This is a genomic window from Microbacterium sp. KU4F (assembly GCF_056868075.1).
In genome coordinates, this window is record NZ_CP200324.1 from 134,191 (window position 1) to 160,187 (window position 25,997).

Genomic DNA, 25,997 nt, shown 5'->3' on the forward strand with positions numbered 1-25,997 from the left:
CCCCGCCTCACGACGGATGCGAGGTCCCGATGTTCCGGAAGATCCTGGTCGCCAACCGCGGCGAGATCGCCATCCGCGCCTTCCGCGCGGCATTCGAGGTCGGGGCCCGCACGGTCGCCATCTATCCCTATGAGGACAGGTTCTCCCTCCACCGTCTGAAGGCCGACGAGGCCTACCAGATCGGCACCAAGGGTGCCCCGGTGCGGGCGTACCTCGACGTCGAGGAGATCATCCGCGTCGCCGTCGAGTCCGGCGCCGACGCCATCTACCCCGGCTACGGCTTCCTCTCCGAGAACCCGGAGCTCGCGGCTCGCGCGGCCGAGGAGGGGATCGCCTTCATCGGTCCGCCGGCCCGTGTGCTCGCGATGGCGGGCAACAAGGTGACCGCCAAGCAGCACGCACGGGATGCGGGCGTTCCGGTGCTCCGCTCGACCGAGGCGTCGGACGACGTCGATGCGCTTCTCGTGGCGGCCGAGGAGATCGGGTTCCCGCTGTTCGCGAAGGCCGTCGCCGGCGGTGGGGGACGCGGGATGCGACGCGTCGAGACCGCGGCGGAGCTCGGCCCGGCGCTCGCGGAGGCGATGCGCGAGGCGCAGAGCGCGTTCGGCGACCCTCGGATGTTCCTCGAGCAGGCGGTGCAGCGTCCGCGGCACATCGAGGTGCAGATTCTCGCCGACGGGGTGGGGGAGACCGTCCACCTCTACGAGCGCGACTGCTCGGTGCAGCGTCGCCACCAGAAGGTCATCGAGATCGCCCCGGCTCCGAACCTCGACGACGCCGTGCGCGCCGACCTGCATCGCTACGCCGTCGCCTTCGCCCGCTCGATCGGCTACCAGAACGCCGGCACGGTCGAGTTCCTGCTGGAGACGGCAGGCCCTCGCGCCGGCGAGGTCGTCTTCATCGAGATGAACCCCCGCATCCAGGTCGAGCACACCGTCACCGAGGAAGTCACGGACGTCGACCTGGTGCAGGCGCAGATGCGGATCGCCGCGGGGGCGACGCTGGCCGAGCTGGGGCTCACGCAGCCGGAGATCCCGCTGCGCGGCGCCGCGCTGCAGTGCCGGTTGACGACCGAGGACCCGACCCAGGGCTTCCGCCCCGACACCGGCAAGATCACGACGTACCGCTCGCCGGGTGGTGCGGGTATCCGCCTCGACGGCGGAACGACGGCGGCGGGCTCGCAGATCAGTCCGCACTTCGACTCGATGCTCGCCAAGCTGACGTGCCGCGGCAGGGACTTCCCGGCGGCCGTGGCCAGGGCGCGCCGCGCGCTGGCGGAGTTCCGCATCCGCGGCGTCTCGACCAACATCCCGTTCCTGCAGGCCGTGCTGGACGACCCGGCGTTCGCGGCCGGGGACATCAGCACCTCCTTCATCGACGAACGTCCCGAACTGCTGCGCGGCCGCGAGTCGAAGGACCGCGGTTCGAAGATCCTGAACTGGCTCGTCGACGTCACGGTCAACCAACCGCACGGCACGAGGCCGGTGACGGCGTCGCCGACGGCGAAGCTCCCGCACCTCGACCTGCGCGAGCCCGCGCCGGCGGGCTCCCGGCAGCGCCTTCAGGAGCTCGGTCCCGCCGGGTTCGCCGCCGACCTGCGCGCCCAGACGCGACTGGCGGTCACCGAAACGACGTTCCGCGACGCACACCAGTCGTTGCTCGCCACGCGGGTGCGCACGAAGGACCTCGTCACCGTCGCCCCCTACGTCGCCCGCCTGACCCCGCAGCTGCTCTCCGTGGAGGCCTGGGGTGGCGCCACCTACGACGTCGCGCTGCGCTTCCTCGGGGAGGACCCGTGGGAGCGCCTCGACGCGCTGCGCGGAGCCCTGCCCAACATCGCGATCCAGATGCTGCTGCGCGGGCGCAACACGGTCGGCTACACCCCGTACCCGACGGCCGTCACAGATGCCTTCGTCGCCGAGGCGGCCGCATCCGGCGTCGACATCTTCCGCATCTTCGATGCTCTCAACGACGTGACGCAGATGCGTCCGGCGATCGACGCCGTCCTCGGCACGGGCACGGCCGTCGCCGAAGCGGCGCTCTGCTACACCGGCGACATGCTCGATCCCGCGGAGGATCTGTACACGCTCGACTACTACCTGCGCCTCGCGGACGAGATGGTCTCCGCCGGAGCGCATGTCATCGGCATCAAGGACATGGCGGGTCTGCTGCGCCCGGCTGCCGGAGCGCGTCTGGTCAGCGCCCTGCGCGAGCGTTTCGACGTGCCGGTCCACGTGCACACGCATGACACGGCCGGCGGCCAGCTGGCCACGCTGCTGGCCGTAAGTGCGGCAGGAGCCGATGCGGTGGATGCCGCCGCCGCCCCGATGTCGGGCACCACGAGCCAGCCGTCGCTCTCGGCGCTCGTCGCCGCCCTCGCGCACACCGAGCGAGACACCGGCATCCCGCTCGCCGCGGTCGCCGATCTCGAGCCCTACTGGGAGGCCGTGCGCCACCTCTACCGTCCGTTCGAGTCGGGGCTGCCAGGGCCCACGGGGCGTGTGTACCGCCACGAGATCCCCGGCGGGCAGTTGTCCAACCTGCGCCAGCAGGCGATCGCCCTCGGTCTGGCGGAGGACTTCGAGCTGATCGAGGACATGTACGCCGCGGCGAACGACATCCTCGGACGCGTTCCGAAGGTGACTCCGTCGTCGAAGGTCGTCGGCGATCTCGCGCTGCACCTCGCCGCGGTCCGCGCCGACCCCGCCGATTTCGCCGAGAACCCGCAGAACTACGACATCCCGGACTCCGTCGTGTCGTTCATGGCGGGGCAGCTGGGCGATCTGCCGGGTGGATGGCCCGAGCCCTTCCGCAGCAAGGTGCTCGCCGGTCGCACGATCGCGGAGACCGCGGGAGCGCTCGACGACGCGGATGCGGCGGCGTTGACCGAGCAGGGGGCGAACCGGCGCGCGACTCTGAACCGACTGCTGTTTCCCGGACCCACCCGCACGTTCCACGAGGCACGGGACGCCTACGGGGATCTGGCCGTGCTCGACACGGCGGACTACCTGTACGGGTTGACACCCGGGGGCGAGCACGTCGTCGAGATCGAGCGGGGCGTGCAGCTGTGGGTGGGTCTCGAGGCCATCGGCGAACCCGACGACAAGGGCATGCGTACCGTGATGACCACGCTCAACGGCCAGCTGCGGCCGGTTTTCGTGCGCGACCGGTCCATCGCCGTCGACGCGGCCCCGGCGGAGAAGGCCGACACCTCCAAGGCCGGTCAGATCGCGGCACCGTTCTCCGGCGTGGTGACCCTCAAGGCGACGCCGGGAGCGAGGGTGCGGGCGGGGGAGGCGGTCGCGTCGATCGAGGCCATGAAGATGGAGGCGGCCATCACGAGCCCCGTCGACGGCGTCGTCGAGCGGGTCGCGATCGGGTCGACGCAGCAGGTCGAAGCGGGCGACCTTTTGGTCGTGGTCAAAGGCGCGCATTAGCCTGAGGTGGGCGCCGGGCCTCCGGCGGCCCGTTGGGAGTACCTAAGCCATGCCTGATCGTGACGATCAGATGACCGGCCACGACGACGACATCCTGGACCAGCCGGTCCGCGTCGACGCGGCCGGCATCGACATTCTCGGAACCCAGACCGCGCAGGTCGCGGTGACATTGCCGGTCGCCGACGACGACGACGGGATCGACGACGATGTCGTCGCCGACGAGGCGGTCCCCGTGGCCGAGCCCGTGGTCATCGCGACCCTGGAAGACACGGGCGAGTTCTCGCCCGTGCGCACGTCCGGCCTCGACATCCAGGATGCGGAGATCGAGCCTCCCGCGGCCTCGGAGCCTCAGGCCTCCGTGGCGCGTTCGCCCGAGCCCGTTGCGCCTGCGACCACGCGGGTGCGCGTTCCGGTGACCGCCGCCGATGCCGTGGCACCGCCCGCTCCCGCCGCGACGTCGGCACCGGCGGCCGCGACGCGATCCGAGCCGGCATCCATCGCACCCGTGGATGCGGCGCCGGCACCCGTCACGCTGGCCGCGCGGCGCGTCGATCAGGAGGAGTCCCGGCGCGAGAGCGCGGATCTGCTGACGGCCGATCGGCTGCTGGAGACCGATCGCCTGCCCAAGCGCGAGCCCGAGGGTGCCTGGCCGAACCTGGTCTACACGCTCAGCGGGGGCCGGGTGCGCCTGGGCGACAGCCGCCGCTCCCGCCAGCGGCGCGAGCTCGACCAGCGCATCGCCGCGCCCCTCGACGGTGGCGCGCGCTTCGTGGCGGTCCTCTCGCGCAAGGGCGGCGTCGGCAAGACGACGGTGACTGCTCTGCTCGGAATGGCATTGGCGGACGCGCGCGACGACCGGGTGATCGCGCTGGATGCGAACCCCGACCGCGGCACGCTCGCCGAGCGGGTGGGTCGGCCGAGCGGCAAGACCGTGCGCGATCTGGCCACGCATGCGGCACCGATCCACGGCTTCAACGAGATCTCGGCGATCGTCGCCCGCGACGACACCCGCCTCGACGTGCTCGCCTCCGACACCGATCCCCACGTGTCCGAGGCGTTCGACGACGCGGACTATCGCGAAGTCGCCGCTCTCGCCGCGCACTACTACTCCATCGTGCTGACCGACACCGGCACCGGCATCGTGCACTCGGTGATGGATGCGACGCTGGAGGCCGCCGATGCGCTCGTCATCGTGTCCGGGCTCAGCGTCGACGAGGCGCGGCTGGCGTCCGAGACGCTCACGTGGCTCGAGACGAACGGCTACACGGATCTGGCGCGCTCGTCCGTCGTGGTTCTGAACGCGTCTCGCCCGGGGGCGCCGTTGGTGCGCCTGGACGAGCTGGAGGAGCACTTCCGCTCACGCGTGCGGCAGGTCGTACGCGTGCCCTATGACGCGCGCATCGCCACGGGCAGTGCGATCTCGTTCCGCGACCTCCAGCCCGCCACGCGCGCCGCGGCGCGCCAGCTCGCCGCCGTCGCCGTCGAGGGTCTGCGCGTGGCGGCCGCATCATGACGGTGAGAGCCATCCGACTGTTCGGCGACCCCGTGCTCAAGAGTCGGGCGAGCGAGATCGTCGACATCGATGAGGGCGTGCACGCGCTCGTGCGCGACCTCGTCGAGACCGTCGAGCTGCCGGGCCGCGCCGGGGTCGCCGCGCCGCAGATCGGCGTCGGGCTGCGGGCGTTCAGCTACAACGTCGACGGCGAGATCGGATACATCCTCAACCCGGTGCTCGTCGAGGTCTCTGGCGAGCCGGAGTTGACCGGCGAGGGGTGCCTCTCGGTGCCCGGCCTCTGGCACGACGTGATGCGATACCCGCATGCGAAGGTCGTAGGCATCGACCTCGACGGCAACGAGCTCGTGCTGGAGGGCGACGGCCTCATGGCGCAGGCGCTGCAGCACGAGACCGATCACCTTGACGGGATGCTGTACCTCGACCGGCTCGACAAGGAGCGCCGGCGGGTGGCGTTGCGCGAGGTGCGCGAGAGCGACTGGTTCTGAGTCACGAAGAAGGCGGGCCCGCATCCGATCTCGGATGCGGGCCCGCCTTCTCGTTCGCTCAGGGTAGGGGGACGTTCTGCGTCGTCTCCTCGGGCGCCCGGTAGAGCTGCTCGACGTCGTCGGCGAAGTCCGCGAGGATCACGTTGCGCTTGATCGACAGCTTCGGCGTGAGGTGGCCGCTGGCCTCCGTCCACTCCGTGGGCAGGATCACGAACTTGCGGATCGACTCGGCGCGGGAGACGCCGGCGTTCGCCTTGTCGATGGCCTGCTGCACCTCGGCGCGGACCGCGGGGTCGTGCGCGGCCTGGGCGAGAGTGAGGTCCTTGGGGCGGCCGTTGTTCTCCAGCCACGTGGGCAGCATCTCGGGATCCAGCGTGACCAGCGCCGAGATGAAGGGCTTCTGATCGCCCACGACCACGACCTGTCCGATGATCGGGTTGGCGCGGATCGGGTCCTCGAGCGCGGCGGGTGCGACGTTCTTGCCGCCCGCGGTGACGATGATCTCCTTCTTGCGGCCGGTGATCGTCAGGTAGCCGTCGTCGTCGAGCGAACCGAGGTCTCCGGTCTTGAACCAGTCGCCGTCGAACGCCGCCGCCGTCGCCTCCGGGTTCTGCCAGTACTCCTTGAACACGTTCACACCGCGCACCTGGATCTCGCCGTCCTCCGCGAGTCGGATGCCGACACCCGGGATCGCGGGGCCGACGGTGCCGATCTTGGACCGCGTGGCGAGATTCACCGTCGCGGGCGCGGTGGTCTCCGTCAGACCGTAGCCCTCGAGGATGTGCACGCCGAGGCTGTGGAAGAAGTGCCCGAGGCGCGGACCGAGGGGCGCCGAGCCGGAGACGGCGTAGCGCACCTGACCGCCCATGGCATCGCGCAGTTTGCTGTAGACGAGTTTGTCGAAGAGGGCGAACTTGATCTTCATCCCGAGGGGGATGCGCCGGCCGTCCTGCAGGTAGGCGGAGTGATCGATCGCGACCTGGGCGGCCGCCCGGAAGATCTTGCCCTTGCCGCCGGCCTCCGCCTTCTGCTCCGCCGAGTTGTAGACCTTCTCGAACACGCGCGGGACGGCCAGCAGGAAGGTCGGCTTGAAGGAGCCGAGAGCGGCCAGCAGCTGCTTCGTGTCGGGCTGGTGGCCCGTCTTCACGCCCGCGTGGATGTTGAGGATCGAGATGAAGCGCGCGAACACGTGCGCGGTCGTGATGAACAGCACGGTGGAGGCGCCGGGCGTGTTGACGACCTCCTTCAACGAGGTGGCGGAGTTGCGCGCGAGCTCCACGAAGTTGCCGTGGGTCAGCACGCATCCCTTCGGCCTCCCGGTCGAGCCCGAGGTGTAGATGAGCGTGGCGATGTCGGAGGATTCGGCGAGCCCGCGTCGGCGCTGGATCTCTTCGTCGGGCACGGCGGAGCCGGCGGTGATCATCGTGTCGAGGTCGCCGGCGAACATCTGCCACGAGGAGCGCACGAGGGGGAGCCGGTCGCGCACCTCGGCGAGTCGAGACGCGTGCTCGGCGGTCTCGACGAGGCAGGCGACGGCACCGGAGTCGGAGAGGATCCACTCGATCTGGCTGGGGGAGCTCGTCTCGTAGATCGGCACCATCACGGCACCCGCGTAGAAGAGCGCGAAGTCGACCAGCGTCCAGTCGTAGGTCGTGCGGGCCAGGAAGCCCACCTTGTCGCCGGGGGCGACACCCGCCGAGACGAACCCCTTCGCGAGCGCGACGACCTGGCGCTCGAACTCACGTGCGGTGATGTCGCGCCAACCGTCGCCGTCGGGGACGGCGAACAGGGGACGGTCGGGAGTCGCGCGCACGCGCTCCACGAGCAGGTCGCTCACGTTGGCGTGCGGGTCGGCGGGGACGATCGCGGGCACTTCGAACACTGTTGCGCTCATGTCGGCAGCTCCTTCGGTACCGGACGGGTTGCTATGAGACGCAAGTCTACGCATGCGTGGAACTCAGTCCCACCGTTGCGGCAGTCGCGACGACTTGTTCCGGCCCTGCGGAAGGCGGCCTGCCCTGCGCCGACTAAGCTTCTGGGGGCCTTACCGGACGAAGGGATGACAGTGTTCGCAGTGGGAATCGACATCGGCGGAACGAAGATCGCCGGTGGCGTGGTCGACGAGCACGGCACGATCGTTCGCAGGGCGCGCGTCGCGACCCCCACGGATGTGGCGGGCATCGAGGTCGCCGTGGGGCAGATGATCACGGAGCTGTCTGCGGGCGAGCAGCTCGTGGCAGGCGTGGCCGCGGCGGGCTTCATCGACCGGGAGCGTTCGACCGTCTACTTCGCCCCGAACATCGCCTGGCGCGACGAGCCGCTGCGCGAGCGCATCGAGCAGCGCACCGGCGTGCGCGTGCACATCGAGAACGACGCGAATGCGGCCGGCTGGGCGGAGTACCGCTTCGGTGCCGGCGAGGATCTGCGCGACGTCGTCATGCTCACGCTGGGAACGGGGGTCGGCGGTGCCGTAGTCGTGGACGGCAATCTGCTCTCGGGCGGTCACGGCGTGGCCGCGGAGCTCGGCCACATGCGTCTGGTCCCCGAGGGGCGCACGTGCGGATGCGGCCAGCGCGGTTGCCTCGAGGTGTACGGATCGGGTCGCGCTCTCCAGCTCGAGGCGCGCGAGATCGCCGTCGACGCGGAGTTCGGCATCGGGGCCCGCCTGGCCGCGGCGTCCCGTGAGCAGGGCGGGCTGACCGGTGCCGCCATCTCGCGCCTCGTCCAGGACGGCGACCCCGGCGCGCTCGAGGCGCTGCGGCGCATCGCTGTGGCCGTCGGAACGGCCTGCGGCGGGCTGGCCGCGATCCTCGACCCGGAACGTTTCGTCATCGGCGGGGGAGTGTCGCAGCTCGGCGACGTGCTGCTGGAGCCGATGCGGGAGGCTTTCGCCGCCGCGATGCCCGCGTATGGTTATCGTCCGGTCGCCGATTTCCAGGTGGCCCGTCTCGCGAACGACGCCGGCGTCATCGGCGTCGCGGATCTGGCTCGACGTCGGGCGGTCGCAGGGGGCTGACAATGTTCTACTGGCTGATGAAGTACATCGTGATCGGACCGATCGTGAAGGCGATCTTCCGGCCGTGGATCGTGGGTCGGCGCAACATCCCGGCCGACGGCGCAGCCATCCTCGCCAGCAACCATCTCTCGTTCGCCGATTCCATCTTCCTGCCGCTCATGATCGATCGGCCGATGACGTTCCTCGCCAAGAGCGATTACTTCACCGGCCGCGGCCTCAAGGGCTGGGCGACGCGCGTGTTCTTCAAGGCGACCGGACAGATCCCGATCGACCGATCGGGCGGCAAGGCCTCGGAGGGCTCGCTCAACACGGGTCTCCAGGTGCTCGGGCGCGGTGATCTGCTGGGCATCTACCCGGAGGGCACGCGCAGCCCCGACGGGCGGCTGTACCGCGGGCGCACGGGAATCGCCCGCATGGCGCTCGAGGCCCGCGTTCCCGTCGTGCCGGTGGTCATGGTGGACACCGATACGGTCATGCCGATCGGTCAGCGACTCCCGCGCATCGGCCGCGTCGGCATCGTGATCGGCGAACCGCTCGACTTCTCCCGGTTCGCGGGCATGGAGGGCGACCGTTACGTCCTGCGCTCGGTCACGGACGAGATCATGGTCGCGTTGCAGCGCCTGGGCGCGCAGCGTTACGACGACGTCTACGCATCCACGGTCAAGGACCGTCTGGCGGCGTCCTCGACGCACGGGATCGACACTCCCGCGGCGTCGCTAGACTGAGCGAATGCCCCACAGCTTGGACCCGCTCGATCACTGGCGCTCACTGCCGATCAAGCAGCAGCCCTCCTGGCCCGACGCGGACGCTGTCGCGGCCGTCTCGGCCGAACTCGCCACCCTCCCGCCCCTCGTGTTCGCGGGTGAGGTGGACCGCCTCCGCGAGCGCCTCGCGACGGCCGCATCCGGGCGCGCCTTCCTGCTGCAGGGCGGTGACTGCGCCGAGACGTTCGCCGGTGCCACGGCCGAGCAGATCCGCAACCGCATCAAGACGCTGCTGCAGATGGCGGTGGTGCTGACGTACGGCGCGTCCATGCCGGTCGTGAAGATGGGGCGCATGGCGGGGCAGTTCGCCAAGCCGCGCTCGAGCGACACCGAGACGCGCGGCGACGTCACGCTGCCGGCGTACCGCGGCGACATCGTGAACGGCTACGACTTCACGGAGGGCTCGCGCACAGCCGATCCTCGACGGCTCGAGAAGGCCTACCACACGGCCGCCTCGACGCTGAACCTCATCCGCGCCTTCACGCAGGGCGGGTTCGCCGATCTGCGCGAGGTCCACAGCTGGAACCGCGGCTTCGCGGAGAACCCGGCCAACCAGCGCTACGAGGGCCTGGCGGCCGAGATCGACCGCGCCATCAAGTTCATGGAGGCGGCCGGTGCCGACTTCGACGAGCTGCGACACGTGGAGTTCTACACGGGCCATGAAGGTCTGCTCATGGACTACGAGCGACCCCTGACCCGCATCGACTCCCGCACGGGCACGCCGTACAACACCTCGGCCCACTTCCTGTGGATCGGGGAGCGCACGCGCGATCTCGACGGCGCGCACGTCGACTACTTCTCGAAGATTCGCAACCCCATCGGCGTGAAGCTCGGCCCGTCGACGACGCCCGAGACCGCGCTGGCACTGATCGACAAGCTCGACCCCGAGCGGGAGCCCGGCCGCCTCACCTTCATCACGCGAATGGGCGCCGGGAAGATCCGCGACGCACTGCCGCCGCTGCTGGAGGCCGTGAAGGATGCCGGTGCGACGCCGCTGTGGGTCACCGACCCGATGCACGGCAACGGCATCACCACTCCCACCGGCTACAAGACGCGTCGCTTCGACGACGTGGTCGACGAGGTGCGCGGGTTCTTCGAGGCGCACCGAGCCACGGGCACGCACCCGGGCGGCATCCACGTCGAGCTCACCGGTGACGACGTGACCGAGTGCCTGGGCGGCTCGGAGATGATCGACGAGGCCACGCTGGCGACCCGCTACGAGAGCCTGTGCGATCCTCGCCTGAACCACATGCAGAGCCTCGAGCTCGCCTTCCTCGTGGCTGAGGAGCTCGAGAAGCGCTGAGCCCCGAACGTCGAGAGCCGCCCCGCATCCGTGCCGGGCGGCTCTCGCGTTTCGTGCGACGGCAGTGGTGTGTCGGACTGCGGGGTCGAGGTCAGAGCGACGGTGTGAGGGTGACGGTGCTGCCCTTCGGGGCCGTCGTGCCGGCCTTCGGGTTACTCGCCTTCACCTTGTAGACGTCCCAGTACTTGAAGCCCAGCGGAAGATTGCCGTCCTCGATACCGGCGTTGACCTCGAAACCGCGTGCTTCCAGCGCCTTCACTGCGTCGCGGATGCTCATCCCCACGATGTTCGCCGGGATCTCGACCGGCTCGGGGCCGTCGGACACGATCAGCGTCACGGTTTCTCCGGGGCGCCAGTTGCCGCCACTCGGGTTGTCGCCGATCGCGATCACGCGCCCCTTGTCGATGCTGTCCGAGTACTGCGTGGGGCGCTCGGAGGATACGTCGAGACCGACACTCTTGAGGGTCTTCTCGGCATCATTCGGGTTCATTCCGGAGACATCAGGGACCGGGCCGCGCGAGACGGTGAAGCTCGCCCCGTCGCCCTCGTGCAGGGTGCAGCCGTTCGAGCAGTCAATCGCGTCGCCGCCGGCGGCGGGGGAGACGGTCGCGGCGACGACCGTGCCGTCGGGCGTATCGGTGAACACGTACTGGGGGTCGCCGACGGTGACGCGAACCTGCTGCATCGCGGCGGTCGCCGCATCCAACGTCATCCCCGCCAACGCGCCGACGTCGTGCGGCTGGGGGCCCTGCGACATGACCACTCGCACGAGCGAGTCCTTCTCGACGCGTTCACCGCTTCCGGGCTCGGTGCGGATGACCGTGCCCGCTTCGACGTCGAAGCTGTACTCGTCCGCCCGTTCCACACGCAGACCGCGGTCGACGATCTCTGCTTGGGCGGCTTCGAAGGTCTGCCCCTCGAGTGCGGGCACGGCCACGAGCGAGCCCGGCCCGGAGCCGAACCACCAGCCGATGCCGCCCGCGAGCGCCGCCAGCAGAACGACCAGGGTCAGCAGCCAGGCGCCCTTCGCCGATCGTCGGCGTGCGCGCTGGCGCAGGAGCGTGGCGTTGTCGACATCCTCGGCGACGGCAGTGGGACCTGTGCCGCCGAGCGGGAGGGCCTTGGTCAGCTCGCCGGAGTCCAGGCGGTCATCGATCACGGCCGTGCCGACCGCGAGCGTGCGCGCGACCTGGGGGGCGATGCCCAGCTCGCGCTCGATCTCGCGCAGGCGCTGCAGCATCTGATCCGCGTCGACAGGTCGCGCGTCGGGGGAGCGTTCCGTCGCCCACAGCACCAGCTCGTCGAGCTGCTCCGGCACGGCCGGGTTCTTGACGCTCGGGCGGGGCACCGAATCGGTGGCGTGCTGGTAGGCGATCTGCATGGGCTGCTCGCCCTTGTACGGTTGTTCGCCGGTGAGCATCTCGTAGAGAAGGATGCCGAGCGCGTAGATGTCGCTGCGGGCGTCGGCGCTGCCGCGGGTGACGAGCTCGGGCGCGAGATACGCGATCGTCCCGAGCAGCATCTGACCGCTCGCCGTGTTCGCCGTGGTGGCGCGGGCGAGACCGAAGTCGCCGATCTTGATGCGGCCGTCCTCGGCCAGAAGCACGTTCTCGGGCTTGACGTCGCGGTGCACGATGCCGGCGCGGTGCGCCGCGGCCAGACCTGAGAGCACCGCATCCATGATGGTGATGGTCTGCGGGACCGGGATGCGGCGCTGCTCCTTCATGAGCTCTCGCAGCGTGATGCCCGGCAGGTACTCCATGACGAGGTACGCCATGTCGCTGTCCTGACCCTGGTCGAACACATTGACCACGTGCGGGTCGGCGAGGCGTGCGGCCGCTCGCGCCTCCTGGATGAACCGACTCTGGAAGACGGTGTCGTCGCTGAGGTGCCCGTGCATGACCTTGAGGGCCACGCGCCGTTCCAGGCGCAGATCGGTCGCGACGTACACGGTGGCCATGCCGCCGCGGGCGATGCGCGAGCGCACGCGGTACCGGCCGTCGACGAGACGGCCGATCAGCGGGTCGGTGCGCTGGCTCGTGCTCACGGTGAGAGTCTACGGAGCGGTCGCTGTGAGCTCCGGCAGCGGCTCACCGCTGATCCCGCCGTCGTGCGCTACCCGAGGGCGGCCAGCCAGGCGAGAGAAGGCTGCTCCCACCGGGCGTAACGATCCGGATACGCCGAGATCTGCACCGCCTGTGCGGCGTCCGCGTATGTCATCGACTCCCAGCCGGGGATGTCCAGGAGGCCGCGGGTTCGGGTGCCGTTGGGGTCGGCGGGGCCGCCGAAGAACGCACGGGCTGCGCGCTCCGCATCCCGCACCTCCTCCACCGTGCCCCACCCGGTGGAGGGACGCTGCTGGAACAGGCCCTGCGAGTCGCGGTCGCCCCAGTCGAGGTTGCGCAGCCACGACTCCTGCATGGCGGTGCCCAGCGCGATGGCGATCCCGCGCTCGGGAACACCCAGCTCGCGGCCGATGCGGATGATGGTGCGCGCGTTCTCGGACTGCTCCGTGTCCAGCTCCAGGCCTGCACCGGCCGCGGCGGCAGGTGCAGGTGCAGGCGCGGATGCGGCGACGGCCGGCACGGTGATCGTCTGACCCGGGTAGATGATCGAGTCCCAGGTGAGGCCATTGGCGGCGAGGACCGCCCCCGCCGTGACCCCGTGGCGCCCGGCGATCCTGCTGATCGTGTCGCCGGCGACGACCGTATAAGAGGCTCCGACAGCAGGTGCAGGTGCAGGTGCAGGTGCGGGCGCGCTCGGCGCGACGAGGGTCAGTACCTGGCCGGGGCGGATGAGCGAGTTCTCCCACGACAGGCCGTTCCACGAGAGCACGTCGGCTGTGGCGAGTCCGTAACGCGCGGCGATCGCCGCGACGGACTCGCCGGCCGCGACGGTGTGCGTGCTCGCCGGCGGCGTCTGGGCCGGGCGCGGCGCGCCCAGACGCGACTGCTCCGTCGTGGACGCGTGCGCGGGCGCGGCGATCAGGGTGAGCGCGACCGCGCTCACGAGGGCGGAGGCGCCGACGACGGCGCGCGGGTGGGGGGAGACGTCCACGAGCATGGTCGTCCTCTCTTTCACATCCGGGGTCCCGCCACCCTGACACGCGTGTGTACCCAGGTCAACGGAAGTGACGGGTGTGACAGATGAGATCTCTCCCATCTTTCGGTGCCGGCGCCGCACGGCGCGCGGCGTGCGGATGAGAACATGGACGGGTGAGTTCTGAGACCCCTGTCCCCACCGAATGGCTTGCACTGCCCGAGCTGGTCGAACTGACCGGCGAGTCGCTGAGCCGTGTCCGGCGTCTGCTCGACGAGGGCTATCTGATCGGGTCGCGTCGTGAAGGCTCCTTCCGTGTGCCGAGCGTCTTCTTCGTCGACGGTGCGCCGTTGTCGTCGCTGCGCGGCACGATCTTCGCGCTGCGGGACGCGGGACTGACCGACGACGAGGCCATCGACTGGCTCCTCGCGTACGAGGAGTCGATCGGGCAGGCGCCGATCACGTCACTGCTGCAGGGGCGCAAGAGCGAAGTGCGACGCGTCGCGCGCGCCCTCGCCTGAGGCGAGCCTCGCTCAGGAGCGGCGCTCGGTGGCGGCTCGCGCGAGATCGCGCAGTTCGCCGACCGTCGCGTTCGCCAAGGGGGCGGCCGACAGGGCTCGGTCCGCCTCGCGCACATAGGCGGTGATGAGTCGCTCGACGCGGTCGACGGCGCCGCTGTCGATGATGGTGCGCTGCAACGCCGCGATCTGCTGCTCGTCGAGATCGGGATCGCCCAAGAGTTCGTCGAGGGTGCGTCGCGCGCCCGCCCCGAGCGAGTCGCGGGCGTAGGCGATGAGCACGGTGCGCTTGCCCTCGCGCAGGTCGTCGCCCGAGGGTTTCCCGGTCTCGGCGGCGTCGCCGAAGACTCCGAGCACGTCGTCGCGGAGTTGGAACGCCATTCCGACCGGATGTCCGAACGCGCTCAACGCGTCGAGCTGCGTCCGATCGGCGCCGGCCAGCGAAGCGCCGATGCGCAGCGGTTGTTCCACGCTGTAGCGGGCCGACTTGAGCGAGGCCACACGCAGCGCGCGATCGGCGTGTGTCGCGTCGTCGGCTACCGCGAAGGCGGACTCTTCGGCGATGTCGAGGTACTGCCCGATGGTGACGTCGCGCCGCATCCGCGCGTACTCGGCACGCGCGGATGCGGCATGGTCCGTGAGCGCTAGCCCCTCCTCGAGGAGGTCGTCGCTGAAGGCCACCAGCAGATCGCCGCCGAGGAGGGCGGCCGAACGTCCGAAGGCGGCGGCGTCGCCCGCCCACGAGCGGGCGATGTGCTGGGCCTGAAGGGCGCGGTGCAGGGAGGGTCGTCCGCGGCGGGTGTCCGAGTTGTCGATCAGGTCGTCGTGCACGAGGGCGGCGGCCTGGAAGATCTCCAGCGCCGCAGCGGTCGCGACGACGGCTGCGGGCGGCGTGGCGCCGGGGTCGACACGCTCCGCGACGGCGCGCCAACCCGTCACACAGAATCGCGCGCGCAGGCGCTTTCCGCCGGTCACGGTGTCGCGCACGTCTTCGACGAAGGCGAGGGCGTCGGGGCCCATCGCCCGCGCGGCCGGCTCCTGCGATCCGAAGAACGTATCCAGTCGCTGGGAAACCGCTTCGATCGCGTCTGTGGTCCTCGACACGGGCCTAGCCTAGTTCGACAGGCGGCGCGTAGAATCCAAGCATCGCCGTGACCCTAGGGGGACGAATGCCTCTCTCCGAACAAGAGCAGCGCCTGCTCGACGAGATGGAACGCCATCTCATGAGCAATGACGCCGACGTCGTCAGCGCGCCGCAGGGCGGCCGCGCGCTCAGCTACCGCAACATCGTGTACGGCACGATCCTCGTGCTCGTCGGGCTGGGCGGACTGATCGTCGGACTCTCCACGCAACTGATCGTGGTGGGCGTCATCGGCTTCATCGTCATGCTCGGAGGCGTGATCTTCGCGCTCACTCCCTCCAAGACCGCCCGTCCCGGCGCCGCACCTCGAGCCGGCGGCTCCGCATCCAGGCCCTCCGCCGGATTCATGGACCGCATGAACGATCGATGGGACCGCCGCCAAGAAGGCCGCTGACCCTCCCGCTTTTCACAAGCGCCGACCCTTCGGGGTCGGCGCTTTTTTCGTGTGTGGGGAGCGTCCGCCCAGATCTGCCCCCGAATGTGTAGTGAAGTGGAGGGAAGTGGAGTAAAGTGGTGATCACCTCACACGTGGGCCGGACGAAGGAGGGGGGATGCGCGAATGCTGCTCGGCACGCACACCCCCAAGCTCGACGACAAAGGGCGCGTCATCCTCCCGGCCAAGTTCCGTGACGACCTCGGCGGCGGCGTCGTGATCACCCGTGGGCAGGACCGCTGCCTCTACGTCTTCGCGACGGAAGAGTTCGAGAAGGTGCACGAGCGCATCCGCGAGGCGCCGCTGACCAACAAGCAGGCGCGCGACTTCTTGCGGATGTTCCTCTCGGGTGCGAGCGCCGAGAAGCCGGACGGTCAGAACCGCATCACGATCCCGCCGGCGCTGCGCACGTACGCCGGCCTCGAGCGGGAGCTCGTCGTCACCGGTGTCGGTGCCCACGCGGAGATCTGGGATGCCGAGGCGTGGAACTCCTACGCCGAGAGCAATGAAGAGACGTACTCCGAGATGGAGCAGGAGGTGATCCCGGGCCTGTTCTGAGCCCTCGACCCTGATTCCCAGCCGCTCGAGCCCTGACGCACTTCCCCGGTGTCAGGTCGGAGCGGATGGGGATCAGGATCGAGGGACCCGGCCCCCGCATCATGGACTTCCGCGACATCCACACCCCGGTCCTGCTCGAGCGCTGCGTCGAACTGCTGGCACCCGCGCTCGACCGCGAGGGCGCCGTCTTCGTCGACGCGACCCTCGGCATGGGAGGCCACAGCGAAGCCTTCCTCGAACGATTCGACGGACTCCGGCTGATCGGCCTCGATCGAGACACCGACGCGCTGCGCATCGCGGGGGAGCGGCTGGCCCGATTCGGCGATCGCACGACCCTCGTGCACACGGTGTACGACGGCATCCGCGCCGCCGTCGCGTCGGCGGGGGTCGACCGCATCGACGGCATCCTGTTCGACCTGGGTGTCTCTTCGCTGCAGCTGGATGAGGCCGAGCGCGGCTTCGCCTACGCCAAGGACGCGCCGCTGGACATGCGTATGGACCAGTCCGCCGGTGTGACCGCGGCGGACGTGCTGGCCACGTACGGCGAGGGGGATCTGCGTCGGATCTTCGAGCGGTACGGCGAGGAGAAGCTGGCGGCGCGCTACGCGCGCGCGATCATCTCCGCCCGTCAGACGGAGCCCATCGTCCGTTCGGGCCGTCTCGTCGAGATCCTCGACGCCGCCACCCCCGCCGCCCTGCGCAACGCGGGTCACCCGGCCAAGCGGGTGTTCCAAGCCCTGCGCATCGAGGTCAACGCGGAACTGGCCGCTCTGGAGCAGGCGCTGCCCGCGGCCCTCGAGCTGCTCGCCGTGGGCGGCCGCATCGTCGTGCTCAGCTACCAGTCGCTCGAAGACCGCTTCGTCAAGCGCGAGCTCGCCCGCGCGAGCAGCTCGACCGCCCCCGCGGGCCTGCCCGTCGAGCTCCCCGAGCACGCGCCCCAGTTCCGCCTGCTGGTGAAGGGGGCCGAACTCGCCTCCGACGCCGAGCGCGAGTCCAATCCGCGCGCCACCCCGGTACGACTTCGTGCCGCCGAACGAGTCCGGGAGATCGTATGAGCACCACCACGAGCACGGCCTGGGCCATCGAGCCGCTCGAGCGCGGATCCGAGGTCGGGCGTCGGCCGGAGCGCACTCTCCGCCCCGTCGAATCCCCGGCCCGTCGTCGTCGTCCCCGACTGGTGTACGGCATCATCGCCGTCGCGGGGGCGCTGGCGATCGCGGGTGCGCAGATGGTGCTGTCGGTCCTGTCGACGCAGAGCTCGTTCGAACTCGCGAGCCTGACGCAGCAGCAGCGTGATCTGACGGTGCAGAAGCAGATCCTCTACGACCAGGTCGCCGGCCTCAGCTCGCCCCAGTACCTCGCCGCGAACGCCGCGGCATTGGGCATGGTCATCAACGAGTCGCCGAGCTATCTCCGCCTCAGCGACGGTGCGGTCCTCGGTGCGCAGCAGGCATCCGTCTACACGTCGACGATCGACCCGCTGGGGCGAGGCGCCGTCTCGAACGCGCTCATCACCGAGACCCCCCTCGTCACCGCACCCGACGCCACCATCAACGGCGTGCAGGCGCCGCCCGCGACCGAGACCGACACGGGCACGGGGACCGATCCGACGACACCCCCCGCGCTGACCGACGGACTGCCCACCCCTGCCACACACTGAGACCATGACGACGAGAAGCACGCGAACCCCCCGTCGCCGCACCGTCATCGCCCTGGCCGTGGTGCTGGCCGTCCTCGTCGCCTTCGTGGTGCGCCTGGTGGACATCCAGGTCGTGAACGCCGGAGAGCACATCGACGACTCGCTGCGGATCGCCATGGGCGGCAAGACCACCCTGTACGGCACGCGCGGATCGATCGTCGACGAGAACGGCAACGTCCTCGCGGGAAGCATCCTCACCTACGACGCCGAGCTCGATCCCAGCAATGTGGGGCCGATCGAGCGCACGGATGCCTCGGGCAACGAGATCGAGGTGGACTGGCCGACCGTCGCGGGCGAGATCGCCCAGATCACCGGCCAGAGCTCCGAGGACGTGCAGAAGATCGTCGCGGACGCTCTCGCGGTCAACCCGAAGTCGCAGTACGCGTCGCTCAAGAACGGGCTCTCGACCGAGAAGTACCAGCAGCTGCTGGATCTGCGCATCCCCTACCTGACGATGCGACCGCATCCCGCCCGGACGTATCCCGACGGGGCCGTCGCCGGCAACCTGGTCGGATTCGTGGGCTCCGACGGGGAGCCGCTGGAGGGCCTCGAGTCCGCTCAGAACTCGTGCCTCGCACCGACCGAGGGCGAGCGCGTCTTCCAGCGCGGCAAGGACGGCGTGATCATCCCCGGCACCGAGCAGGTGACGCCCGCTGTCGACGGCGGCACACTGACCCTCACGATCGACCGCGACCTGCAGTACTACCTGCAGCAGCTGATCGCGGAGCAGGCGACCAACCAGGGTGCGCAGCACGGACAGATCATGGTGGTGGAGGCCAAGACCGGCAAGATCCGTGCCGCGGCGGAGTGGCCCACCGTCGACCCGAACAACGTCTCGGCGACCGCGCCGGAGGATCGCTCCAGCCGGATCTTCCGCGGCACGTTCGAGCCCGGCTCGACCTTCAAGGCGCTGTCGGCGGCGACGGTGATCGACGCGGGTGCGGCGACGCCGACCTCGACGGTGACCGCTTCCGGGCGCGAGACCTTCCCCAACGGCGCCCGCGTCCAGGACGCGATCCCTCACGGGGCATTGAACTACACGCTCGCGGGCGTGCTCATCGACTCCTCGAACGTCGGCATCTCGAAGTTCGCCGAGAAGGTCCCGGCGCAGACGCGCTACGACTACCTGCAGAAGTTCGGCATCGGCCAGATCAGCGGCGTGGACTTCCCCGGCGAGGCGAAGGGGACGCTGCGTCCCGTCGACCAGTGGGACAACCAGACCTTCTACAACACCTCGTTCGGTCAGGGTGTCGCCACCACGCTGCCGCAGCTGATGGGCGCCTACCAGGCGATCGCCAACGACGGCACGAAGGTGCCGCTCTCGCTCGTCGAATCGTGCACGAAGGCCGACGGAACGGTCCAGGAGACGGATGCGGGCGCGAGTACGCAGGTCGTCAGCGCGAGCACGGCGAGCCAGGTGCGCGAGCTGCTCGAGAACGTCGCCGTGCAGGGCGGCAACGCCAAGACCACGGCGATCAGCGGCTACCGGGTGGGGCTGAAGACCGGAACGGGCGAGATCTCGGACGGCTCCGGCTACAAGAGCGGCGTCTACTTCACCACCATGATCGGCATGGCGCCGGTGGACGACCCGCAGTACATCGTCGCGGTCACCCTCGATCAGCCCACTGCGGTACGCTCGTCTGCGGCCAACGCTGCGGCCTTCCAGAAGGCGATGACCCAGGTCCTGAAGACCTACCGGGTCCTGCCCTCGGACTCGCAGCCCGAGCTGCTGCCGAAGATCGGCTGAGCGGCGCCCTCCCAGACATGATCGCACTCACACTCTCCCGCATCGCCGAGATCCTCGGCGGTACCCTGCTTCCCGCCGGCTCCGACGACGCCGACACCGTGGTCTCCGGCGACGTCGACACCGATTCGCGTCAGATGCGCACCGGCGGCATCTTCGTGGCCAAGCCCGGCGAGACCACCGACGGGCATCTGTTCGTCGACGCGGCGGTCGCTCTCGGCGCCGCCCTCGCGATCGTCGAACGCCCGGTCGACGTGGGAGTGTCCCAGATCGTCGTGCCCGACGCGGTCGCCGCCCTCGCCGACCTCGCACGCGCCGTCGTCGCCGAGGTGCGCGCCGGTGGCCGGTTGCAGATCGTGGGGATCACCGGCTCCAACGGCAAGACGACCACCAAGAACCTGCTGGCCCGCATCCTGGAGGCCGAGGGTGAGACGGTCGCCCCGCGCGCGTCGTTCAACAATGAGGTCGGCGCTCCACTGACGATGCTGCGGGTCACCCACGACACGCGCTTCCTGGTGAGCGAGTTCGGTGCCAGCGCCCCCGGGGCGATCGCGCACCTGGCGGGCCTGGTCGAACCCGACATGGGTGTCGTGCTGATGGTCGGCATGGCCCACGCGGGCGGCTTCGGCGGCATAGAGGCGACCTTCCACGCCAAGAGCGAGCTCGTGCGGGCGCTGCGCTCGGGCGGACTCGCCGTGCTCAACGTCGATGACACACGCGTGCGCGCCATGGCCCCCATCACAGCCGAACAGTCCGTCGGCGTGCGCTGGTTCGGCCTCGGCGAGGATGCCGCCGTGCGCGGCAGCGAGGTCGAGGTCACCGCGTCCGGCACCCGTTTCGTCCTCACGGTCGACGGCGAGAGCCGCCCCGTCGCGCTGCGCGTCCTCGGCGCTCACCACGTCATGAACGCCCTCGCTGCGGCCGCCGCCGCGACCGCTCTGGGGGTGGTGATCGACGACGTCGTGACCCGCCTGGAGTCGGTCGAGCTCGCCGAACGCTGGCGCATGCAGCCGCTGGGCTCCGATCGCGTGCGCATCATCAACGACGCCTACAACGCGAGCCCCGACTCGATGGTCGCGGCACTGCGGACGCTGGCGCAGATCACCGCGCCGGACGAGCGCATGGTCGCCGTCCTCGGCGCGATGAGCGAGCTCGGCGAGTACGCGGGGGAGGAGCACGACCGCATCGGAGAGCTCGCCGTCCGCCTGCGCATCCCGCGGATCGTCATCATCGGACAGGCCGCACGGCGCATGTACCTCGCCGCGGTCGCCGAGGGCTCCTGGAACGACGAGGCCGTGTTCTTCGACGATGCGGATGCCGCGTACACCTACCTCATGGGCGAGCTCCGCGACGGCGATCGGGTCCTCGTGAAGTCGTCCAACTCCGCCGGGCTCCGCTTCCTCGGCGACCGTCTGGGAGAATCGTTCTCGTGAGATCCCTCCTGACAGCCGCCGCGATCTCGCTCGCCTTCACCCTCTTCCTCACTCCCGTCTTCCTGCGACTGTTCCGCGCGTGGGGATGGGGTCAGGTGATCCGCACGCCGGAGAACGAGCACAACCCGAGCCATGGCGCGAAGCGCGGCACGGTCACGATGGGCGGCACGATCTTCATCGTGGGCAGCCTCGTCGGCTACTTCATCGGCACCTACGCGGGGGGCAACCCGCCCACGATCTCGGGCCTGCTCGTGATCTGGATGATGGTCGGCTTCGGCGTCGTCGGGTTCATCGACGACTTCATGAAGGTGCGTCGCCAGAACAGCCTCGGCCTCTCGGGATGGCGCAAGATCATCGGTCAGATCCTCGTCGTGGTTCCGTTCGGCATCGTCGGATTGAGCCTGCCGAACGCCGACGGACAGACGCCGGCGAGCCCCTTCGTGTCGCTCTTCCGCGACATTCCGGTGCTCTCGTTCATGGCGCTGGGCGCCGTCGTCGGATGGGTGCTGTACCTGGCCTGGATCGCGTTCCTCGGCGTCGCCGCCTCGAACTCGGTCAACGTCGCCGACGGCCTCGACGGGCTCGCTGCCGGCTCCGGCATCTTCGTCACCAGCGCCCTCGCCCTCATCTCCTTCTGGCAGTTCAAGCAGCCGTGCGACCTCGACGCGATCAGCCGCGGACTGCAGAACGCCTGCTACCAGACGCGCGATCCCTTCGATCTCGCGATCATCGCCGCATCCTTCATCGGCGCACTCGTGGGCTTCCTGTGGTGGAACGCTCCCAAGGCACGCGTGTTCATGGGTGACGTGGGCTCGATGTCGATCGGCGGTGTGATCGTCGCTCTCGCGATCCTCACCCGCACCGAGATCCTGCTCGCCGTCATCGCCGGCGTCTACGTCATCGCGTCGGGCTCGGTCATCCTGCAGCGCTTCTACTTCAAGCTCACGCGCGGCAAGCGGCTGTTCCTCATGAGCCCGCTGCACCATCATCTCGAGATGCGCGGCTGGCCCGAGATCACCATCGTGGTGCGGATGTGGATCATCGCCGGCCTTCTCGCGCTCACCGGCGTCGGTCTGTTCTACGTCGAATGGCTCGTGCGATCGTGACGGATGCTCGCCTGGACGCGCTGAACAGCTGGCACGCCGACTGGAAGGGCCTTCGAGTCGTCGTGCTCGGCCTGTCGATGACCGGGTTCTCTGTCGCCGACACCCTGGCCGAACTGGGTGCCGATGTGCTCGTGGTCAGCGAGAACGCCGACGAGGAGTACGCCCGGTTGCTGCCGGTCATCGGTGCGCAGCTGTGGACCGGGCCGCTGGACACCGTCCCCGAGGCGTTGGTCGCCCATCGCCCCGACCTCGTCGTCGCCTCGCCCGGCTTCCCCCCGCATCACCCGGTGATCTCCTGGACCCGCGCAGAGGGCGTCTCGCTCTGGGGCGACCTCGAGCTGGCGTGGCGCGTGCGCGACAAGGTGCCGCGGCCGGACGGTTCCCCGCAGGAGTGGATCCTCGTCACCGGCACCAACGGCAAGACGACGACCACGCGCCTGACCGCCACGATGCTGCAGGCCGCGGGCTACCGCGTCGCCCCCGTCGGCAACATCGGGGTCCCGGTGCTGGATGCGGTGCGCGATCCCGCCGGGTTCGACGTGCTCGTCGTGGAGGTGTCCAGCCACCAGCTCTGGTATCTGTCGCTGCAGACAGGGCCGGAACCCGTGTCTCCCTGGGCGAGCGTGTGCCTCAACCTCGCCGACGACCACCTGCAGTGGCACGGCTCCTTCGCTGCGTACCGCGATGCGAAAGCCGTCGTGTACTCCCACACGCGGATGGCCTGCGTCTATAACAAGGCCGACGACGCCACGCGCCTGATGGTCGAGGAGGCGGACGTCGTGGACGGCGCGCGCGCCATCGGCTTCGACCTCGGGATGCCGGGGCCCAGCGACCTCGGCGTCGTGGAGGGAATCCTCGTCGACAGGGCCTTCCTCGACGACCGTCGCAACAGCGCCCTGGAGCTCACGACGCTCGAGGAGCTCGCCCGGCAGCAGCTCGCGGCGCCCCACATGGTCGCCAACGTCCTCGCGGCCGCGGCGCTGGCCCGGTCGGTGGGCGCGGAGCCCGCCGCCATCCGCGAAGCGCTCGCCCAGTTCCGACTCGACCCGCATCGCATAGAGATCGTCGCCACAGCGGCGGGGGTGACCTGGGTGGACGACTCCAAGGCCACGAATCCGCACGCAGCCGCCTCCTCGCTCGCCGCCTACCCCGGCGCCATCTGGATCGTCGGCGGTCAACTGAAGGGCGTGGACGTCTCGGATCTTGTCGCTACACGCGGCATCCGGGCGAAGGCTGCCGTCGTCATCGGCGCCGATCGCACCGAGGTGCTGGCGGCGTTCGCGCGACACGCGCCCGCGGTTCCCGTCTTCGAGGTCGTTGACACCGAGACTGAAGACGTCATGGCGCAGGTCGTCGAGCTGGCGATGAAGATCGCGCACGACGGGGACGTGGTTCTGCTCGCCCCCGCCGCCGCATCCTTCGATCAGTTCACGTCTTACGCGGACCGCGGGACACGCTTCGCGGACGCCGTGCGCACGAGGATCGAAAGGGATGCGGGTGGTCGACACGACGAGGACCAGGCCCCTCCCGCAGGAGCCTGAGCCCGCGAGGCGGGGACTGGCCGCGCGCGTCTCTCTCGGACGCGTCTTCGCTCCCGTGCCCAGCGAGTTCCTGCTCATCGCGTCGACGGCGCTGATCCTCACCGGCTTCGGGCTCGTGATGGTGCTCTCCGCCACCTCGGCGACGAGCGAGGACGCGGGCGGCGGTCCCTACGACGCCGTCATCAAGCAGGGTGTGTTCGCGGTGATCGGCATCCCGCTCATGTTCCTGGCCTCCCGCATGCCCCTGCGGTTCTGGAAGCGCATGGCCTGGCCTGCGCTCATCGGGGCGACGGTCTTCCAGCTGCTCGTGTTCACGCCGTTGGGCATCACGAACGACGGCAACCAGAACTGGATCCGCATCGCAGGCCTCCAGGCGCAGCCGTCGGAGTTCCTGAAGGTCACCCTCGCGATCTGGCTCGGATACATCCTCTATCGCAAGCGAACGCTGCTCGCCGACTGGCGCCACGTCTTCATCCCCGCCGTTCCGGTGGGCATCGCCGTGATCGGAACGGTCATGGCCGGGCACGACCTCGGTACCGCGATCATCCTCGTGCTCATCATGCTCGCGGGTCTGTTCTTCTCGGGTGTGAAGCTGCGGGTCTTCCTCCTGCCGCTCCTGCTCTTCGCGGGCGGCGTCGCGTACTTCGCGATCTCGAGCCCCGACCGCATGCGCCGGTACATGAGCTTCCTCTCCAACGACTGCCTCGCCGACTACTACGGCGACTGCTACCAGCCGCTGCACGGCATCTGGGGCCTCGCCGGCGGCGGCGTGTTCGGAGTGGGCCTCGGTAACTCGAAGGAGAAGTACAGTTGGCTGCCCGCTGCGGCCAACGACTACATCTTCGCGATCGTCGGAGAGGAGCTCGGGCTGATCGGCTGCATCGTCGTGCTCATGCTCTTCGCGATCTTCGCGGTCGGGGCCTTCCACATCGTGCGCAAGACCGACGATCCGTTCGTGCGGATCGCCGCCGGTGCGATCACCGTCTGGATCATCGGCCAGGCGTTGCTCAACATCGGTGTTGTGCTGCGGCTGCTGCCCGTCTTCGGCGTCCCCTTACCGTTCCTGTCGCAGGGCGGGACCTCGCTCATGTCGGTGCTCATAGCCTGCGGTGTACTGCTCTCGTTCGCGCGCACCATCCCGCACAAGGCGCGCTCAGCGGCATCCCCGTCGCCGCGTGGCAGAATCACCCGGTGACGACGTATCTTCTCGCCGGCGGTGGCACCGCCGGTCATGTGAATCCCCTGCTCGCGGTCGCCGACGGGCTGCGCGAGCGCGAGCCCGACGCACAGATCCTCGTGCTCGGTACCCGCGAAGGGCTGGAGTCGCGGCTGGTCCCCGCCCGCGGCTACGAGCTGCTCATCGTCGACAAAGTGCCCTTCCCGCGTCGCCCGAACGGCGCGGCGTTGCGCTTTCCCGCCCGATGGCGGCGTGCCGTGGCACAGGTGCGCGGCTACATCCGCGAGCGAGGGGTCGACGTCGTCGTCGGATTCGGCGGGTACGCCGCGGCTCCGGCGTACGTCGCCGCCCGCCGCGCGGGTGTTCCCGTCGTCGTGCACGAGGCGAACGCGAAGCCGGGGCTGGCCAACGTCCTCGGCGCGCGTCGCGCCGGTGCCGTGGGGGTGGCGTTCGAGGGGACACCGCTGCGCCGCTCCGAGGTCGTCGGGATGCCGTTGCGTCGAGAGATCGTGTCACTCGACCCTGCGGCTCTGCGGCCACAAGCGGCAGCGTCCTTCGGCCTCGACCCGGCTCGCCCGACGCTCCTCGTCTTCGGCGGCTCGCTCGGTGCGCAGCGACTCAACGACGCGTTCGGCGCCGCCTACGAAGACGTCCTCGCCGCCGGCTGGCAGCTGCTGCACATCACCGGGGAGCGGTCCGAGCTCGCCGACCCCGCCGTGCGCGGCTATGTCGTGCGTCGGTACATCGACCGGATGGACTACGCCTTCGCGGTCGCCGATGCGATCGTCTCCCGCTCGGGAGCGGCGACGGTCAGCGAGATCAGCGCGCTCGGCATTCCCGCCGTCTATGTTCCGTATGCGGTCGGTAACGGCGAGCAGAGCCTGAACGCCGCATCCGCCGTCGCCGCGGGAGCGGCGGTCGTCATCCCGGACGCCGAACTGGACGCCGACCGGGTGCGCTCCGAGATCCTGCCGCTGATCGCGGACCGCTCTCGCATCGCACGGATGCGGGAGGCATCGGGCGCCGTCGGCACGCGCCGCGGAACGGAGAACGTCATCGCGCTCATCGACCGCGCGCGCGGCTGAGC

General features: G+C 69.8%; 21 protein-coding genes. 17 read left to right on the top strand and 4 right to left on the bottom strand.

Annotation, left to right across the window (positions count from 1 at the left end):
• Positions 1–29: 29 nt before the first annotated feature.
• The 3 genes from AC1VNH_RS00695 to def are packed head-to-tail and all read left to right on the top strand — an operon-like array spanning position 30 to position 5,438.
• Entirely contained in the window at positions 30–3,437 is a 3,408-nt protein-coding gene (locus tag AC1VNH_RS00695; RefSeq protein ID WP_483109458.1) for a pyruvate carboxylase, read from the top strand.
• Positions 3,438–3,486: 49 nt separating this feature from the next.
• Positions 3,487–4,950: a MinD/ParA family ATP-binding protein gene (locus AC1VNH_RS00700; protein ID WP_483109459.1), complete on the top strand. Its 1,464-nt coding sequence runs from the start codon at positions 3,487–3,489 to the stop codon at positions 4,948–4,950.
• A complete protein-coding gene (gene def / locus AC1VNH_RS00705; RefSeq protein ID WP_483109460.1) occupies positions 4,947–5,438 on the top strand; it encodes a peptide deformylase in 492 nt (163 codons plus the stop codon). Before AC1VNH_RS00700 ends, def begins: the two co-directional genes overlap by 4 nt.
• A gap of 58 nt (positions 5,439–5,496) precedes the next feature.
• Here def and AC1VNH_RS00710 read toward each other — a convergent pair whose 3' ends face one another.
• Positions 5,497–7,332 carry an AMP-dependent synthetase/ligase gene (locus AC1VNH_RS00710; RefSeq protein ID WP_483109461.1) on the bottom strand — a complete coding sequence of 612 codons (1,836 nt, stop codon included), beginning with the start codon at positions 7,330–7,332 and terminating at the stop codon, positions 5,497–5,499.
• 171 nt (positions 7,333–7,503) lie between these two features.
• Between AC1VNH_RS00710 and AC1VNH_RS00715 the strand changes: the two genes are divergently transcribed.
• Genes AC1VNH_RS00715 through AC1VNH_RS00725 form a run of 3 tightly spaced genes read left to right on the top strand, consistent with a single transcriptional unit; the run spans position 7,504 to position 10,521 of the window.
• Positions 7,504–8,454, top strand: coding sequence for an ROK family glucokinase (locus AC1VNH_RS00715; protein ID WP_483112667.1), 951 nt, complete (start codon positions 7,504–7,506; stop codon positions 8,452–8,454).
• A gap of 2 nt (positions 8,455–8,456) precedes the next feature.
• A complete protein-coding gene (locus AC1VNH_RS00720) occupies positions 8,457–9,179 on the top strand; it encodes a lysophospholipid acyltransferase family protein (RefSeq protein WP_483109462.1) in 723 nt (240 codons plus the stop codon).
• 4 nt (positions 9,180–9,183) lie between these two features.
• Positions 9,184–10,521 (top strand): class II 3-deoxy-7-phosphoheptulonate synthase, encoded by a 1,338-nt coding sequence (locus tag AC1VNH_RS00725; RefSeq protein ID WP_243228101.1) that lies wholly within the window; start codon positions 9,184–9,186, stop codon positions 10,519–10,521.
• A gap of 91 nt (positions 10,522–10,612) precedes the next feature.
• Here AC1VNH_RS00725 and pknB read toward each other — a convergent pair whose 3' ends face one another.
• Both pknB and AC1VNH_RS00735 read right to left on the bottom strand, forming a co-directional pair.
• Positions 10,613–12,568: a Stk1 family PASTA domain-containing Ser/Thr kinase gene (gene pknB, locus AC1VNH_RS00730; protein ID WP_483109463.1), complete on the bottom strand. Its 1,956-nt coding sequence runs from the start codon at positions 12,566–12,568 to the stop codon at positions 10,613–10,615.
• Positions 12,569–12,636: 68 nt separating this feature from the next.
• Positions 12,637–13,584 (bottom strand): LysM peptidoglycan-binding domain-containing protein, encoded by a 948-nt coding sequence (locus AC1VNH_RS00735; protein WP_483109464.1) that lies wholly within the window; start codon positions 13,582–13,584, stop codon positions 12,637–12,639.
• Positions 13,585–13,736: 152 nt separating this feature from the next.
• On the opposite strand from AC1VNH_RS00735, the gene AC1VNH_RS00740 reads away from it, so the two are divergent.
• Complete coding sequence (locus AC1VNH_RS00740) at positions 13,737–14,081, top strand: Rv2175c family DNA-binding protein (RefSeq protein ID WP_243228098.1); 345 nt, start codon at positions 13,737–13,739, stop codon at positions 14,079–14,081.
• Between the two features lie 12 nt (positions 14,082–14,093).
• Here the strand turns inward: AC1VNH_RS00740 and AC1VNH_RS00745 are convergent, their stop codons facing one another.
• Complete coding sequence (locus AC1VNH_RS00745) at positions 14,094–15,182, bottom strand: polyprenyl synthetase family protein (RefSeq protein WP_483109465.1); 1,089 nt, start codon at positions 15,180–15,182, stop codon at positions 14,094–14,096.
• 65 nt (positions 15,183–15,247) lie between these two features.
• Between AC1VNH_RS00745 and AC1VNH_RS00750 the strand changes: the two genes are divergently transcribed.
• From AC1VNH_RS00750 to AC1VNH_RS00795, 10 genes are all read left to right on the top strand, one after another.
• Positions 15,248–15,613 carry a DUF3040 domain-containing protein gene (locus tag AC1VNH_RS00750; protein WP_483109466.1) on the top strand — a complete coding sequence of 122 codons (366 nt, stop codon included), beginning with the start codon at positions 15,248–15,250 and terminating at the stop codon, positions 15,611–15,613.
• A 165-nt stretch (positions 15,614–15,778) separates the two neighbouring features.
• Positions 15,779–16,210: a division/cell wall cluster transcriptional repressor MraZ gene (gene mraZ / locus AC1VNH_RS00755; RefSeq protein ID WP_234073091.1), complete on the top strand. Its 432-nt coding sequence runs from the start codon at positions 15,779–15,781 to the stop codon at positions 16,208–16,210.
• 65 nt (positions 16,211–16,275) lie between these two features.
• On the top strand, positions 16,276–17,265 hold the full coding sequence (rsmH, locus tag AC1VNH_RS00760) for a 16S rRNA (cytosine(1402)-N(4))-methyltransferase RsmH (RefSeq protein ID WP_483109467.1): 990 nt from the start codon (positions 16,276–16,278) through the stop codon (positions 17,263–17,265).
• Positions 17,262–17,870, top strand: coding sequence for a cell division protein FtsL (gene ftsL, locus AC1VNH_RS00765; RefSeq protein WP_483109468.1), 609 nt, complete (start codon positions 17,262–17,264; stop codon positions 17,868–17,870). Before rsmH ends, ftsL begins: the two co-directional genes overlap by 4 nt.
• 4 nt (positions 17,871–17,874) lie before the next feature.
• Positions 17,875–19,656, top strand: a complete 1,782-nt coding sequence (locus AC1VNH_RS00770) for a peptidoglycan D,D-transpeptidase FtsI family protein (protein ID WP_483109469.1) — start codon at positions 17,875–17,877, stop codon at positions 19,654–19,656.
• A 17-nt stretch (positions 19,657–19,673) separates the two neighbouring features.
• Positions 19,674–21,086, top strand: coding sequence for a UDP-N-acetylmuramoyl-tripeptide--D-alanyl-D-alanine ligase (locus AC1VNH_RS00775; protein WP_483109470.1), 1,413 nt, complete (start codon positions 19,674–19,676; stop codon positions 21,084–21,086).
• The gene (mraY, locus tag AC1VNH_RS00780) at positions 21,083–22,192 is read left to right on the top strand and encodes a phospho-N-acetylmuramoyl-pentapeptide-transferase (protein ID WP_483109471.1); all 1,110 of its coding nucleotides are present in this window, start codon (positions 21,083–21,085) and stop codon (positions 22,190–22,192) included. The genes AC1VNH_RS00775 and mraY overlap by 4 nt, the downstream gene beginning before the upstream one ends.
• Positions 22,174–23,733, top strand: coding sequence for a UDP-N-acetylmuramoyl-L-alanine--D-glutamate ligase (murD, locus tag AC1VNH_RS00785; RefSeq protein WP_483109472.1), 1,560 nt, complete (start codon positions 22,174–22,176; stop codon positions 23,731–23,733). The genes mraY and murD overlap by 19 nt, the downstream gene beginning before the upstream one ends.
• Entirely contained in the window at positions 23,684–24,928 is a 1,245-nt protein-coding gene (gene ftsW, locus AC1VNH_RS00790) for a putative lipid II flippase FtsW (protein ID WP_483109473.1), read from the top strand. Before murD ends, ftsW begins: the two co-directional genes overlap by 50 nt.
• Entirely contained in the window at positions 24,925–25,995 is a 1,071-nt protein-coding gene (locus AC1VNH_RS00795) for a UDP-N-acetylglucosamine--N-acetylmuramyl-(pentapeptide) pyrophosphoryl-undecaprenol N-acetylglucosamine transferase (RefSeq protein ID WP_483109474.1), read from the top strand. Before ftsW ends, AC1VNH_RS00795 begins: the two co-directional genes overlap by 4 nt.
• Positions 25,996–25,997: the final 2 nt, after the last annotated feature.

Coding starts and splice junctions, on each gene's coding strand:
- AC1VNH_RS00695 (WP_483109458.1), top strand. CDS start 30: ATGTTCCGGAAGATCCTGGTCGCCAACCGCGGCGAGATCGCCATCCGC.
- AC1VNH_RS00700 (WP_483109459.1), top strand. CDS start 3,487: ATGCCTGATCGTGACGATCAGATGACCGGCCACGACGACGACATCCTG.
- def (WP_483109460.1), top strand. CDS start 4,947: ATGACGGTGAGAGCCATCCGACTGTTCGGCGACCCCGTGCTCAAGAGT.
- AC1VNH_RS00710 (WP_483109461.1), bottom strand. CDS start 7,332: ATGAGCGCAACAGTGTTCGAAGTGCCCGCGATCGTCCCCGCCGACCCG.
- AC1VNH_RS00720 (WP_483109462.1), top strand. CDS start 8,457: ATGTTCTACTGGCTGATGAAGTACATCGTGATCGGACCGATCGTGAAG.
- AC1VNH_RS00725 (WP_243228101.1), top strand. CDS start 9,184: ATGCCCCACAGCTTGGACCCGCTCGATCACTGGCGCTCACTGCCGATC.
- AC1VNH_RS00735 (WP_483109464.1), bottom strand. CDS start 13,584: ATGCTCGTGGACGTCTCCCCCCACCCGCGCGCCGTCGTCGGCGCCTCC.
- AC1VNH_RS00750 (WP_483109466.1), top strand. CDS start 15,248: ATGCCTCTCTCCGAACAAGAGCAGCGCCTGCTCGACGAGATGGAACGC.
- mraZ (WP_234073091.1), top strand. CDS start 15,779: ATGCTGCTCGGCACGCACACCCCCAAGCTCGACGACAAAGGGCGCGTC.
- rsmH (WP_483109467.1), top strand. CDS start 16,276: ATGGGGATCAGGATCGAGGGACCCGGCCCCCGCATCATGGACTTCCGC.
- ftsL (WP_483109468.1), top strand. CDS start 17,262: ATGAGCACCACCACGAGCACGGCCTGGGCCATCGAGCCGCTCGAGCGC.
- AC1VNH_RS00770 (WP_483109469.1), top strand. CDS start 17,875: ATGACGACGAGAAGCACGCGAACCCCCCGTCGCCGCACCGTCATCGCC.
- AC1VNH_RS00775 (WP_483109470.1), top strand. CDS start 19,674: ATGATCGCACTCACACTCTCCCGCATCGCCGAGATCCTCGGCGGTACC.
- murD (WP_483109472.1), top strand. CDS start 22,174: ATGGCTCGTGCGATCGTGACGGATGCTCGCCTGGACGCGCTGAACAGC.
- ftsW (WP_483109473.1), top strand. CDS start 23,684: ATGCGGGTGGTCGACACGACGAGGACCAGGCCCCTCCCGCAGGAGCCT.